Consider the following 12,333-nt stretch of genomic DNA (forward strand, 5'->3'; position numbering starts at 1 on the left):
TAGCCCATGTCACTGACGTCCGATGAGGTGTACCTCCGCAACGCCGTCGAGTCCCGCAAGCGCGACGTGTCGTGCATGCTGGCCCGCGTACGCGGAGAGCTCGACGCCGCGGGCGCGTCCGCGCGGCACTTCGCGGCTGTCGGCCAGGGACTTCACGTGCGCCGCGCCGAACTGGAGGGCGAGCTGCAGGCGCTGTCCGCCAGTGGCGTGGCCGGGCTCACCGACGATTGGGGCAAATACAGCGCGCTCGAGCTGGCGGCGCAGGAGGAGCGCTACCCGGCCAAGTCCCTCGCGTACGACTGGCTGGTGGCGCACCCGACGGCCACCTTCCTGGAGACGGCGGGAGAACTGGAGCGCCTCCAGCATGAGGCGCGCACCGCGGTGGGCCGGCCCTGGCTGCTGTGGCGCGCTGACGGGCTGCTGCGCGAGTGGCAGGCCAACGCCGTCGCGCGCGGCCTCGTTGCCCCCAACACGTGGGAGGCGTTCCGGGACTACCTCCTCGTCATCGGCAAGGACGCTGCCCTCGGGGGCATGTTGTGAGAGGCGCTGCCGGGTTGGAGCGCTGACTCCCGGACAGCCCTACCTTGCGGGGATTGTCTAGACTTGATGCTCTTTCAGGGGGTTCAAATCTGTCTTGGATGAGGGTGTGATGAAGCAATGCCTGTCGGTACGTGGGAGCGGACGCTTCCCGTCAGAACCTCGAAGGGGTGGCCTGAGCCCGCGAAGTGGCAGCCGTGCGCGTTTTGCGGCAAGTCAGCGCACGCCCTGGCGGAGGCGCCCGGGTCGAACGAAGGCAACTCCGGGACGCTGAGCAGGAACATCCTCAACGGAGCGGAGCCTGAATCGCACCCGTGGTTCACGGGCTCCTACTCGATTGCGGCCCACCACCTCATCTGCTCGGAGTCGATGAGCGGTGATGAGGACTGGGCCTGCATCTGCTGGTACTTCGGGTACGACATCAATGGGCCGAGGAACGGCGTGTTCCTGCCGTCAGTGCCCTCGGTGGCGTGCGAACTCCATGTCCCAGTTCACCGCGGCCCGCACTTCGGTGGCTGGGCCTACGACATGGACCTCTCGTATCCCGAGGCCGTGATGGAACTACTGGAGGGCTACGCCGAGTCGGCGCGTCGCGGGCGCTACTGTGGAAGTCCTTCTGGGCTGGGCGGCGACCTTGATGGGCTCAGTGGCACCATCCTGCGCAAGGTGGCGACCGGACGGTGGACCATCACCACAGACGGCCTCGACTACCAGTCTGGGGGGAACGGCTGCTCTGGGGTGACGAGCCTTCAAGGGAAGCCGGCGCTGCCATGTCCACGTGGGCGGCGCCACGGCTCGCGACACGGGACGACAAGGAAGCCTCTCGCCCGTCGTGCGCTTCAGGTGGGGGCCTAGCCGTGCAGCGCGAGTACTTCGTTCTGAAGCGAGCGCGCTCTCAAGAGCACCCGCTGCTTGCGTGGGCGCAGTCTGCGGCAGCGTTCCGCAAGGGCGGCAAGGTCGCAGAAGATGTGCCCGTGCAACTCCGCATTGGTGAGCCCGAGCCGTCCAAGCCGCTCATGGTCGACCACCACAGTCTGCCGGCCCCCGTCGTTTCGCCGCGACTGAAGACAGTCCTGGAGTCTGCGAAGCTCGAAGGTGTCCAGTTCGTGCCGGCGGACGTTCACGTGCGCGACTCGGTGCTCCGCTATTGGTTGGTCCACATGTGGCGGCGAATCGCCTGTATGGACCCGGAGCGCTCGGTCTACGAGCGGTCTCCGAGCGGCGCCGCGCTGATGGGACTGGACCGCCTGGTGCTCGACGAGTCCGTTCTCGGCGACATCCCACTGGAAGAGCGACTGGCCTTCCGCCTCGATGAAGCGGTTGTCCACCTCTTCCATCGTTCGGTGGTGGAGCAGGTCCTATCGATGTCGCCTCCACCGGAGGGGTTGCGGTTCATTCCGGTGGAAGAGTGGAACGACTCGTCGGCGTTCCGCTGATGCTCCGGACCCATCACGCCGCCACAGCCGGCACCTCATCGCCAAGGCTTGCCCCCGCGTGCAGCAACTCGACCAACTCCAGCGCTTCGCGCGCGCCCAAGACGGCGATGGCCTCCAACTCCACCACGCAGTAGCCGTCCCGGGCCCACGAGAGCAGCGTCTCCGTCTCCGGACTTCCGTCCATCCCTGAGACGGCATCCAGGTAGCCCGCCTCTGCCTCAACCAGACGCTGCGTGAGCGTCCCCCTCTGCTGCGTGTCCATGCAAGGGAGGGGAGAGCACAAGGCATGCCGTGCAACGGACGTTGTCCTCGTTCGCCCGGACGATGCCGGGAAATGTCCCCCGCCACCTCCCCCCGCCCCAGCCTCCGAGAGGACTTCGCCCGGCTCGGTGAGAAGCTGGAGGCCGTCACCGCGCGCGCCGATGACGCGAAGCGCACGTCCGAGAAATACGCCATCGACACGCACCTCCTCATCGAGTCCATGCGTGAGGAGCTGCGTGCCTTGGCCGAGCGCATGGCGACGGCGGAGCAGGTACGGCGGATTGAAGAGCACGTGCGCCGGGTGGACGAGCGCGTGGACAACGTGGACCGGCGCGTCACCGAGCAGAAGTCCGTTGTCGAGACGGTCCCCAAGCTCGTCGAGCGCATGGACGAGTTGGAAGAACGGCTCGGAGAGCAAGACACGCCGGTGAAGTCCATCGCAGACCTGGCGGCGCGCGTGACGAGCAGCGAGCACCGCGCCTCGCGCATCGCCGGTGCCCTCTGGGTGGTGGGGGCTCTCGTCGCGATGCTGGGACTGGCCGGGCTTCGTGAGCTGGGACGCTGGTTCGTCCAGGTCGCTCCGCCCGCCGTCCACGTCGAGGAGCCCGCCATTCCGCCCCGTCGCCGCCAGTGAAGTTCCCCGCAGTCCCCGGAGAACGTCGTGTCCATCCGCAACGCATTCCTCGTCACCGTCCTGTCGCAGATGCACGCGCCCTACCGGTGGGCCGGGAAGGGAGAGCGCGACGGGCTCGCTGGGCCTCGTGTCTTCGATTGCTCGGGACTCGTCACCTGGGCCTACCGCGAGGTGGGCGACGTCGACTGGCGCCGCACCCACAACACCGACACCCTCTGGGCGAAGTGCGCCCCAGTGCAGGAGTCGGAGCTCCTCCCGGGTGACTTGGTGCTGTACGGCAAGGACGGAGACCCCGACCACGTCATGGTGCACGTTGGCGGCGGTGTCGTCGTCGGTGCCTCCGGTGGCGGGCGGAAGACGCTCACGCTGGCTGACGCCTACTCGCAGGGCGCGCGCGTCCAGGCCCACGCCAGCTTCCGCTACCGGAGGGACTTGCTCGGCTTCCGACGCCTCCCGTTTCGCTCGTAGTCCACTCGCAGTCCCCCTCAGGAGCACAACCACATGAAGAAACTGTTCACCTTCACCGCCCTCGTGGCGGCCGTCCTCTCCGCGCCCGTGGCTCTCGCCGACACCGGAAGCCCTGCCAGCAGTATCGCCGGCGGAATCCTCCTCAGCATCCTCACCAGCCCCGACGTGCTGGTGCTGGTTGGCGGCCTCATCGTCGGTGGCGGAATCGCGCTGGCGCGCATCATCTGGAAGGACAAGGCGGAGGAGCGCCTGCGCAGCATCGGCAACGCCATCAACATCGCCTACTACACCATCAACGACCTGGCCCTCCGCACGGAGAACAAGGTGGACGACAAGGTGGCCGAGGCCCTCCGCGTCTTCCGCGAGCATCTCGCGGCGAAGGGCTACGTGCCCACCAGCCCCGAGGAGGCCCAGGCAAAGGCGACCTGGACGGCCATGCACGGCGCGGAGCTGACCGCCGAGAAGCTTGCGGCGCAGGGTGCTGGAGCCCTTGCCAACCAGGCCATCAACACCGCGCTCAGCATGGGCGCCATCGGCAGTGCGGCCGCGCTGGCTCCAGCGGCGGCGGCAGTCCCTCAGACGCCCCGCGGCTCGTAGCCGCCGCGGGGCTCTCTCGGGTCCTCGCTAATGTGCCAGTGAGGACGGGCTATCTGGAGGCACATGCCGGCGTCTCGTCCCTCACGGGCGCGTACGCCCGCGTGGAGGCGGGCGCCCGGCTCCGGTCCAACCTGGGGCTATTCGGGTTCGCCGAGGCAACCGCCCGTGAGCGGATGGCAGGCGTCGGCGCTCGGTGGACGTTCGGTTTGTAGCTGCTGGTACCCCGCCTGTCGCATGTTTTGGCAGGCGGGGTCTTGTGCTGGCTCTGTGACCATCAGAGGAATGACCGTTTGGACGATAATCAGCAGAATTTCACGGACGAGGCAGAGGGCTTCGCGCCAAATCTTCAATCGGAGAATCACTTCGGGGCTGCGGTAGTGGTGAGCTTTCATATGTAGGCTCAATACCGAGTGATCTTTTTGTCTGACTTTGTCCGACACCCCTCGTTCCGCAATGCCAAATGTGTGAAAATCAGGTGTTCCCAGCAGTGCTGGATGGAGGGGCAGCTGTACGAGAATCGGTCCCTGTTGTCAGGGGCAGGGCGGGCGTCACGGCCTGGCATGTGCAGTGCGCTCAAAGTCGCAGTCCCGCCCGAAGCGCAACGCGCCCCTGCACATGAAGCCCTACTACGAGAACGCCACCACGAAGCTGTTCCACGCTGACTGCCGAGACGTGGTGCTGAACCCACTTGCCGGTACCGTGGTGTTGCTGGTGAACGCGCAGCAGCTCGGCCTAGCGCGTAGTGGGCGTGGATCTTGAGGAGCGCTACTGCGAGGCCGCTGCCCGGAGGCTTGAAGCAGCGGGACGCGACGGAGCGACGAAGGCCGCTTGATGGCGAGCGCGCCGACCTCAGGACATGGGCCGACCCTTCAATAGTACTCCGCGCAGGCGGCCCAGTTGGCCATGTAGCACACCCCCTTGTGGATGCGCTGGCACTTTCCCGGCTCCGATGATTTCACCTTCACCCAGCACTTCGGGCGCCTCTCTAGGTCGGTGGCAAAGTCGCTGCTTGGCCATGAATCGATGGCTTGCCCCTCCACGGTGCGGCCTCGAAGCACAACAACGGCCACTGCCGCCCCGGCAAGGAGGACAGCAACTGCAATCGCGACCACCGCCATCCGATTCATGACGCCTCCCAGGGAGGCAGCAAGACTACAGCGGTTCGGCGGACAGTGGTCGCTTCGGATGGGGCCGTTGGCTTCGCCTGCGTGGGTGCTGGGCAGCCCAGCAGCTCCCTTCTGCGTGAGGCGGGTATGGGGAAACGCCTTGCAGTTCGTCGAGCCAGCCTTCACCGCGAAGTAGCCGCGGCCCTGGTACTCAGCAAAGGGCACGAGGCGTCCTCCTTCGCGGTACATCACATTGTTGCTGCACAACGCTGCGCGCTGCTTGATTTCCACCTCGCCTCAGAAGTCGCACGCGAAGGGGCTTACGGCGCCGCCGTGAGGCTACCGTCCTCTCGGATGCGGAAGTGGATCCCGCCACGTCCCTCGCCTGACACGGAGACGGCGTAGGTGCGGCCCGCCTCCAGCGGCAGGGCGGGTTGCACCTCCTCGAAGCCGTCGGGCACCACCCCGTACACGAGGCGTGCGGGACCTGGCCCTCCCAACGAGCCACGGGCGCGGATGGTCCACACCTGAGTCCCGTCCACGTGGCTGATGCGGACGAGGTCGAACCTCGGGGCGCCCTCGGACCGGGAGGGCTCGCGAATGACGAAGGCGGGGGAGGGGAGGGACTCCTCGGAGGAGGCGAGCTGCACGTGGAGCGGCGGCTCGCAGGCCCCGGTGAAGGCCGCCACTATCAGCAACGCGAGGAAGAGAAGGCGTCGGTGGAGGGCCATGGCTACGGCGCCCCCCGGCCGGCGCGAACCTCGTGGAGCGCCGCGTTGAGCTGGGCGGTGTAGTCCACGCCGTCGATGATGAGTGGGAGGGACGCGTCTGCGATGTGCCCCGACTTGAAGCCCAGCTCGAGCAGCTCCGCCTGCTGCTCCGGATTCATTTCCTCCCAGGCCTTGCCCTTACGCAGCGCCTTGAGGACGTTGTAGCCGTCCCCGAAGACCTGCGCGAAAAGGGCCTCGCTCATGTAGTCGGTGCCCCCATTCTGATGCTGCCAGACGTGCGCCACCTCGTGGACCAGAAGGTCGAGCTGGAGGGGCAGGTGACCCGAGGGGATGTAGGTGGTGTCACCGTGCGTGAACGGCCGCTTCGACAGGGTGAGGAGCCCCGCGTCGCCTTCCTTGATGCTGATGCGCGAGTAGTCGATGGAGTCCCCGTACACCGTGCGGAGCGCCGCGACCTCGTCGTCGGTGAGGCTTCTGCGCACGGGCTCGATGCCCAGGAGCGTCTGGACCGCGCTGATGGCCCGCCCGCCCATGACGAGGGTGGCGTCCAGCGGCGTCTGCACGCCCTTGATGAGTCCCTGGCCGAGTTGGGTGAAGCCCTCGCGGAACCGGCCGGTGAAGATGTTCCCCAGGCCGCTGAAGACCGTCCGCACCGACTCCACGGTGTTGCGCAGCGTTCCGACGGTGGCCTCCACGACGCCCGTCACGAGGCCGCCGACGCCGTCGGCAACGCGCCGGACAACCCCGCCGACGGCAGACCCGATGCGGCTGAAGAAGCCCTTCTGCGCCGCCTTGGGAGAGGGCTGCTCCTCCGCCGCAGGGGCAGGTTTGAGGTCCTCCGCCGGAGTGGTCTCCGCCGCGCGGCTGGTGCGCGCGACCGCCGCGCTGTTCTCCGTGGACGACCTGGTGGTTGTCGGCGAGCGCGTCGGGAAGGCCTCGATGACGTTGCCGGTTCTGGTGGTGCTGCGTGGTGGCGGCGCCGCCTTGGGCGACGGGTCGGCGTCTGGTGCTGGCTCTGCGCCAAGCAGCGATAGGACTCGTGACTGGATGGGTTGCATGGAAGCTCCGGGTGGAAGGCCCGCTCCGATTGCAAGGGGCGTTCTCCATGCCCGCGGAGTGGATGCGCAGGACGGGCAAGGCCGGGCGCGGCTGCGCAGCGGTCCCACACGCGAGACGTCAGAATCCGCAGGCGTGGACGTTGCCGGAGCCGTAGTCCTGGAGCGCGTTGGCCACTGGCGGGCGTCGGCTTCCTGCGGCAAGGGCGACGGGCCTGAAATGCGAAGAGCCGGACAGCGGCCGAGACACCCGTGTCCAGCTCTTCAAGGCCATACCCGGGACCGGCTAGCCCCGGCGGTACTGCCGGCCCGCTCTGGCTCTACCGGCCACGGACTCGCGGACCAAGTAGCTTTCCGTCGGGCGTCAGCAGGTAAGCCAAATCTCTGTGAACGAAAGAGGGCACCACCGACTCTGGGCAGAAATCCGGGCGGTACGCGACGACGACGTAGCGCATCCCAGAAGCGTCGGGTTCCCACACCGTGACGCCCACCACCCGATCCGAGTCGCCACACTCCTCGTTCCCTGCCTCCATTTGTCGCAAGAGGAGAGCCCGCGCGTCGTCGTAGACCCTCGCCAGGGCTCGGATGTCGGCCACCGAGAGGGATGCAACCCTTTGCACGTTCTCAGAGGGCTGGTCCGGCACTTGGTCAGGGGAAACAGGCTTCAGGGCCGGCGTCGCACAGCCACTCAACAGCACGGTCAACAGGAACAGTTTCCGCATGCTTTCGTTTCCTACTTCAACTCGTGAACTGCGCCCACCTCTAACAATGTGTGGCGCATCACGGCGAGAGGGGGCTGCTCTTCAGGTCGTCGACGCGTATGGGCGGTGAGCGCGATTGTTGGCAGGCACACCGCTGCGGAACTCAGAATCCGCAGGTGTGGACGTTGCCCGAGGGGTAGTACTGGCAGGCGCTCGGGTTGCTGCACAGCGGACGGCACTGCCCGCCGGCGGGCATGGAGCAGGTGCTGCAGAAGCAGGACGTCACGTGCCCGGCTGACGTCACGAAGGTGGAGCACAGCGCTGTTGAGGAGCCGGTGCTCGCCGCGCAGTTCTCCGCGATGAGGATTCCGAGGCTGGTCGCGCACGTGAAGTGTGTCCCGGGCCTGGTGGTGCTGGTGCCATCCGCCGTTGCGCAGACGCCGTTGGCGTCGATGCTGCCGCACCGGCAGGCCCCGGTGCCCTGGGCATCCACCGTCTTGCACTGGCCCGCGCCGCACGGCAGCGCGACGACACCGGCCTGGGCGTCGCAGCGCACCCAGGTGTCGCCCGCGCAGTGTCCGTACTCGCTGACGCCCTGGCATGGGCCGCCGAGGCGGACGCAGGTTTCCCCGGCCGCGTCGGGCACGTAGCCCGGGTTGCACCCGCAGGTGTCCGCCGCTGCGGAGCAAGTGGAGTTGGATGGGCAGGTGCCGCACGTCCCGCCACAGCCGTCCGGGCCGCACACCTTGCCCCGGCACTGGGGCACGCAGACACAGGCCCCGCCAGCCGTGCAGGTGGTGCCGGAGCGGCAGGTGCCACAGCTCCCACCGCAACCGTCTGACCCGCACTGTCGCCCGTCGCAGCGAGGGACGCACACGCAGCGCCCGTCGGAGCAGGCTTGGTCTGAGCTGCACGTGCCGCAGGTTCCACCACAGCCGTCGGTGCCGCACTGCCTGCCGGAACAGCTTGGCGTGCAGGGGCGTGGCGGGGGACCTCCGTCGAGCGGCGGGCTGCCCCCTCCATCTCGAGGAAGAGTGCCAGCGTCGTCGCTGGAGGATGTTCCGCCGTCCGGCAGGGACGTCCCGCCGTCTCGCGGCGCGGACGGGCGGGGGCGCTCGTCGGGTTCATCCTCAGTGGGGCCACATGCCCCAAGGGCGAGCACGAGAGCGAATGCGAAGGGACGGCTCCGGCGGGCGGAGATCATGGACGGGGCCTTTTGAGTGGGCCCATGGGGAGAGGAGGGGCACATTTGTGCCCAGTCCTGAGCACGCGGCGTGCCCGGGAGCCGGCATGGGGCGAGTCGCCCTGTGGCCATCTTGACTGTCTGGACTGCCGCGCCTCAGATCAACCCATGCGTCCCTTCATAGCCCTCTGCGCCTGCCTCGCCCTCGTCGCCGGCTGCCCCGCCGGACCGAACAAGGTAGTTCAGCGGCGCGATGCAATCCGGGCCTTCAACGCCGATGCCGCAGCGTGGCGAAGTACCGAGGGATTCCAGACAACCAGATGGGGAATGACCGCGGCGGAAGTCGTGGCTGCTCTAGGCCCGACCGCAGCCCACGAGGACGGCAAGGTGGTCGCCGACATGGTGGTGGGTGGCTACGAGGCGCGGGTCCACTGCTCCTTTGCTGGTGGGCGGCTCTCCGATGTCGCCCTGTGGCTCCCATCCCTCCCCTCAGCGCGCGGCTCCTACGCCGATATCAAGGGGCTCCTCTCGACGAAGTACGGGAAGCCAGCACGCGAGCGGACCACTGACACGGCTCTCGACGACTTGGCGACCATGCATGCTCTGCGGAGCATCAGCGCTGGGTTCAACGAGTCGGCGCAGCTCGTTTCAGGGCTTCCGCCCACCACAACGAGCACTGCCGCTGCCATCCGCGACGAAGGCGCGAACATGCGGACTGCCCTCGAGCGCGACCGGCTGCTGAACGCCCCATTTCAGGCGAGGGCGGCCTGGGCTACTGGCGAGACGGTCGTGACGCTCGTCTTGTCCCAGGAGCGCGGTGCTGGCGCCGACGTCCTCGTGAAGTACCGCAGCGCCATCCTCTGGCGCGAGGCGTCGACCCAGAAGAAGCAAGAGCAAGCGCGTCGGGCTGCCGAGTTCTGATCCGCCGCGCGGCGGTCAACGGGGTGTGACGTCGTCGCACGTTTCGCGACCCAGCGGGTTCCTTGGCGCGTCAGACCTGGCTGGTATGCGGGGAGTACGCCGGAGGCGCAGCCGGCGGGGCCAGTTCCTTATCGCAGCAACGGCCCAGAGCTACCCCTCAGCCCCCATTCTCGAGGAGCCTTCATGCCGAGTTGCACCAATCCCCCTCTCAGAGCCACCCACGCCGGTACCATTCGCCTTGGCGACATCGAACTCGGATGCCACGTCTTGAGCGACGAGACGCGTGTCTTCTCGCAGGCGGGGATGATTGAGGCGCTCGGCATGGTCCGCGGCGGCAGTTCCGGAACCGGTGGGACCAGATTGAGCCGGTTCGTGGCCCAAAACAGGATAAAGCCCTATCTTTCCGGGCGGTTGGCGGTGGGACCATTTTCGCCCATCAGCTTCCGGCCCAAGGGCGGTGGCCCAGAGGTGCTCGGCTACGACGCGACGCTGTTGGCTGAGATTGCGAGCGCCATCGTCCGAGCGGCGGTTCGTGGCGCCCTCCACAAGAAGCAGCACCACATTGGCGAGCGCGCCGCACACCTTCTGGACGCATTCGCGAAGCTTGGCGTCATCGGCACCGTCGACGAGGCGACCGGCTACCAGAAGGAGCGTGCCGCAGATGCCATGCAGCGCAAGCTCGATGCGTACCTCTCCGGCGACATGCGCGAGTGGGGCAAGATGTTCCCCGACGACTTCTGGGAGGAAATGGCTCGCCTGGAGGGACTCGACGAGGCACCGAAGGTGCGGCCACTGCGGTGGGGCAAGTACGTGATGGCCTTCATCTACGACGCGATGGACAAGGACGTGGGGAACAAGCTGCGCGAAATCAACCCCAACCCCCGCTTCCGCAAGAACCACCACCAGTGGCTGGCCGAGTACGGCAAGGACCGGCTCGTGAAGCACCTCTGGCAAGTCATCGGCGTCATGAAGACGTGCCACAGCATGTGGGACTTCCGGGGCCGGTTTGCGCACGTCTTCAAGAACGCACCACTCCAACTGGACTGGACCGACCAACTCCGTGGCGCCGCTCCCGGCCAGGCCATGCGCGCGTGAGCCCGGCGTCCATCGCGGAGTACCGTCACCACTGCTGACGGTACTCGCGTCCCCTTGGGCAACCACGCGCCAGCCCTGGGGTTTTCGCCAATGCGAGGCTGCGAAACGCCAGTTGGGTCCCCTTCGTCGCGGCAAAGGGTATCAGCACTGTTTAGACCCTTTGAGGTCGCGACCCTCAGCAGTGCTTAGGGCCGGGCTGGCCTCCCGTGGGTACAAAAGGGTCTAGGTGTCTCCGAGACCCTTCGCAGGATGGCCTGACGGACCGTGAGGGCAGCACCTGAATGGTCCGCGCTCGACGCAGCTCCTGGATGCCACGACCGTCGGCGATACCGACGGTCGGCGTGCCCTACTTCTTCGACTTCGCCCGCGCGGCGAGCGCTTCATCCAGGAGCGCTCGGACACGGTCGCCCGCCTCCATCGACAAGCCAGAGGCGACGAGGTCGGCGGCTGGGATGGACTGGCCTGGGCGAAGGCGAGAAGATGGGGAGCGAATCCCCTTCCTCGGCGGCGACCACATGTTCAAGACGTATGGGCAGTCGTACAACGTCCCCACTCAGCAGGCCGCCGAGGTGAAGTACCGCCGCACGCTTCGGGCTACTGGATTCGAGCCTGACGCGGTGGAGCGCATCATGGCGTCGTGCTTCCCGCACGATGCGGTGTGGGTTGACATCTACATCACGTTGCGCGAGCGCTTTTGCCCGTAGCCGTGGGTGCTACGGGGTGGCCAGGATTCGAAGGGGGCCACCCGGAATAGGGACTTGTGGAAAGCGAAGCCATTTCGGCCGTATTTCCACCGGAGTTTCTACCCAATGTCCCTCGTCACCTCAGTCACCCTCGTGCCCGGGCAGCCTGGCCGCGTCCTCGAGTCCCTGCTCGAGCAGTTCCCCGACTGCAACTTCTTCACGTCGGGTCACGTGACCCAGCGCCCCGGCAGGATGCAGCCGCTCTGCCACGCTGACGGCTCGGATTGCGCCTGCCGGGCGCAGCTGCTGGACGCGCACTTCGACCATCAGTACCGCGCGTGGGAGCCGCTGCCCGAGTGCATCCACGGGAAGCCGCTGGCGTTCCAGGAGCAGGTGGCTGGGCATCCTGTCGTGATGGTGGAGCGCCCAGGGAAGTAAGAGAGAGCGACGGACGCTCCTCATGACGCCCCGATGGGAACTGTTGCTGAAGGGCTCTCCCGTGTCCTCGCCGAGGTCCCGGTGAGGCAGGGCTACCTGGAGGCGCAGGCCGGAGTCTCCTCGCTGTCAGGCTGGTACGCGCGGGCGGAGGGCGGCTACAGGCCCCTCGCCAACCTGGGCCTGTTCGCCTTCACCGAGGCCAACGCCCGTGAGCAGATGGCGGGCGTCGGCGCGCGTTTCACGTTCGGTTTGTAGTCGTGGCGGCCCGCTCCTGCGCACCGGGGCGGGCTGCCCTACCTCAACTGGCTAAACCAGAGTTCGTGATTCGCGATCAGGCTGGGGAGCAGGCGGGCGCGGCGGAGGCGGGAAGAGGGAGCAGGGGCACCTCTCGTTCGGCTCTGTGTGCGCAGAAGACCTGAGAGCGAGAAGGCCCTGCCCGAGGGCAAAGGTAGGCAGTGGTTGAAGAGGAAGCAGCGCCAGGCGCTGC

18 protein-coding genes are annotated in these 12,333 nt (G+C 67.3%); 11 read left to right on the plus strand and 7 right to left on the minus strand.

The window, feature by feature from the left end:
• Window positions 1-6 precede the first annotated feature (6 nt).
• The 3 genes from HUA75_RS45570 (at window position 7) to HUA75_RS45580 (ending at window position 1,973) form a co-directional block, all read left to right on the plus strand.
• A complete protein-coding gene (locus HUA75_RS45570) occupies window positions 7-540 on the plus strand; it encodes a hypothetical protein (protein ID WP_174490064.1) in 534 nt (177 codons plus the stop codon).
• A 117-nt stretch (window positions 541-657) separates the two neighbouring features.
• Window positions 658-1,392, plus strand: coding sequence for an AHH domain-containing protein (locus tag HUA75_RS45575; RefSeq protein WP_174490065.1), 735 nt, complete (start codon window positions 658-660; stop codon window positions 1,390-1,392).
• Between the two features lie 2 nt (window positions 1,393-1,394).
• Window positions 1,395-1,973: an imm11 family protein gene (locus HUA75_RS45580; protein WP_174490066.1), complete on the plus strand. Its 579-nt coding sequence runs from the start codon at window positions 1,395-1,397 to the stop codon at window positions 1,971-1,973.
• A gap of 13 nt (window positions 1,974-1,986) precedes the next feature.
• Here HUA75_RS45580 and HUA75_RS45585 read toward each other — a convergent pair whose 3' ends face one another.
• On the minus strand, window positions 1,987-2,157 hold the full coding sequence (locus tag HUA75_RS45585; protein WP_217446585.1) for a hypothetical protein: 171 nt from the start codon (window positions 2,155-2,157) through the stop codon (window positions 1,987-1,989).
• A gap of 150 nt (window positions 2,158-2,307) precedes the next feature.
• On the opposite strand from HUA75_RS45585, the gene HUA75_RS45590 reads away from it, so the two are divergent.
• Genes HUA75_RS45590 through HUA75_RS45600 form a run of 3 tightly spaced genes read left to right on the plus strand, consistent with a single transcriptional unit; the run spans window position 2,308 to window position 3,933 of the window.
• The gene (locus tag HUA75_RS45590) at window positions 2,308-2,868 is read left to right on the plus strand and encodes a hypothetical protein (RefSeq protein ID WP_174490068.1); all 561 of its coding nucleotides are present in this window, start codon (window positions 2,308-2,310) and stop codon (window positions 2,866-2,868) included.
• A 27-nt stretch (window positions 2,869-2,895) separates the two neighbouring features.
• The gene (locus HUA75_RS45595) at window positions 2,896-3,336 is read left to right on the plus strand and encodes a C40 family peptidase (RefSeq protein ID WP_371746348.1); all 441 of its coding nucleotides are present in this window, start codon (window positions 2,896-2,898) and stop codon (window positions 3,334-3,336) included.
• Window positions 3,337-3,369: 33 nt separating this feature from the next.
• Window positions 3,370-3,933, plus strand: coding sequence for a hypothetical protein (locus tag HUA75_RS45600; RefSeq protein WP_174490069.1), 564 nt, complete (start codon window positions 3,370-3,372; stop codon window positions 3,931-3,933).
• A gap of 137 nt (window positions 3,934-4,070) precedes the next feature.
• On the opposite strand, the gene HUA75_RS45605 is transcribed toward HUA75_RS45600, so the two are convergent.
• The 6 genes from HUA75_RS45605 to HUA75_RS45635 all read right to left on the minus strand — a co-directional run bounded on the left by HUA75_RS45605 (window position 4,071) and on the right by HUA75_RS45635 (window position 8,292).
• Window positions 4,071-4,373 carry a hypothetical protein gene (locus tag HUA75_RS45605; protein WP_174490070.1) on the minus strand — a complete coding sequence of 101 codons (303 nt, stop codon included), beginning with the start codon at window positions 4,371-4,373 and terminating at the stop codon, window positions 4,071-4,073.
• A gap of 429 nt (window positions 4,374-4,802) precedes the next feature.
• A complete protein-coding gene (locus tag HUA75_RS45615; RefSeq protein WP_174490072.1) occupies window positions 4,803-5,330 on the minus strand; it encodes a phage antirepressor KilAC domain-containing protein in 528 nt (175 codons plus the stop codon).
• Window positions 5,331-5,359: 29 nt separating this feature from the next.
• Window positions 5,360-5,770: a hypothetical protein gene (locus HUA75_RS45620; RefSeq protein ID WP_174490073.1), complete on the minus strand. Its 411-nt coding sequence runs from the start codon at window positions 5,768-5,770 to the stop codon at window positions 5,360-5,362.
• Between the two features lie 2 nt (window positions 5,771-5,772).
• Complete coding sequence (locus tag HUA75_RS45625) at window positions 5,773-6,828, minus strand: hypothetical protein (RefSeq protein WP_174490074.1); 1,056 nt, start codon at window positions 6,826-6,828, stop codon at window positions 5,773-5,775.
• A 317-nt stretch (window positions 6,829-7,145) separates the two neighbouring features.
• Window positions 7,146-7,547, minus strand: a complete 402-nt coding sequence (locus HUA75_RS45630; RefSeq protein WP_174490075.1) for a hypothetical protein — start codon at window positions 7,545-7,547, stop codon at window positions 7,146-7,148.
• A gap of 142 nt (window positions 7,548-7,689) precedes the next feature.
• The gene (locus HUA75_RS45635) at window positions 7,690-8,292 is read right to left on the minus strand and encodes a hypothetical protein (RefSeq protein ID WP_174490076.1); all 603 of its coding nucleotides are present in this window, start codon (window positions 8,290-8,292) and stop codon (window positions 7,690-7,692) included.
• A 585-nt stretch (window positions 8,293-8,877) separates the two neighbouring features.
• On the opposite strand from HUA75_RS45635, the gene HUA75_RS45640 reads away from it, so the two are divergent.
• The 5 genes from HUA75_RS45640 (at window position 8,878) to HUA75_RS45660 (ending at window position 12,101) form a co-directional block, all read left to right on the plus strand.
• Window positions 8,878-9,630: a hypothetical protein gene (locus HUA75_RS45640; protein WP_174490077.1), complete on the plus strand. Its 753-nt coding sequence runs from the start codon at window positions 8,878-8,880 to the stop codon at window positions 9,628-9,630.
• Window positions 9,631-9,897: 267 nt separating this feature from the next.
• A complete protein-coding gene (locus HUA75_RS45645) occupies window positions 9,898-10,725 on the plus strand; it encodes a P63C domain-containing protein (protein WP_174490078.1) in 828 nt (275 codons plus the stop codon).
• Window positions 10,726-11,240: 515 nt separating this feature from the next.
• Window positions 11,241-11,429, plus strand: a complete 189-nt coding sequence (locus HUA75_RS45650; protein WP_174490079.1) for a hypothetical protein — start codon at window positions 11,241-11,243, stop codon at window positions 11,427-11,429.
• 105 nt (window positions 11,430-11,534) lie between these two features.
• Window positions 11,535-11,846 (plus strand): hypothetical protein, encoded by a 312-nt coding sequence (locus HUA75_RS45655; RefSeq protein ID WP_174490080.1) that lies wholly within the window; start codon window positions 11,535-11,537, stop codon window positions 11,844-11,846.
• A gap of 33 nt (window positions 11,847-11,879) precedes the next feature.
• Window positions 11,880-12,101, plus strand: coding sequence for a hypothetical protein (locus HUA75_RS45660; protein WP_174490081.1), 222 nt, complete (start codon window positions 11,880-11,882; stop codon window positions 12,099-12,101).
• The last annotated feature ends 232 nt before the right edge of the window (window positions 12,102-12,333 follow it).

It is taken from the genome of Myxococcus sp. CA040A (assembly GCF_013336725.1).
Taxonomy (GTDB): domain Bacteria; phylum Myxococcota; class Myxococcia; order Myxococcales; family Myxococcaceae; genus Myxococcus; species Myxococcus llanfairpwllgwyngyllgogerychwyrndrobwllllantysiliogogogochensis.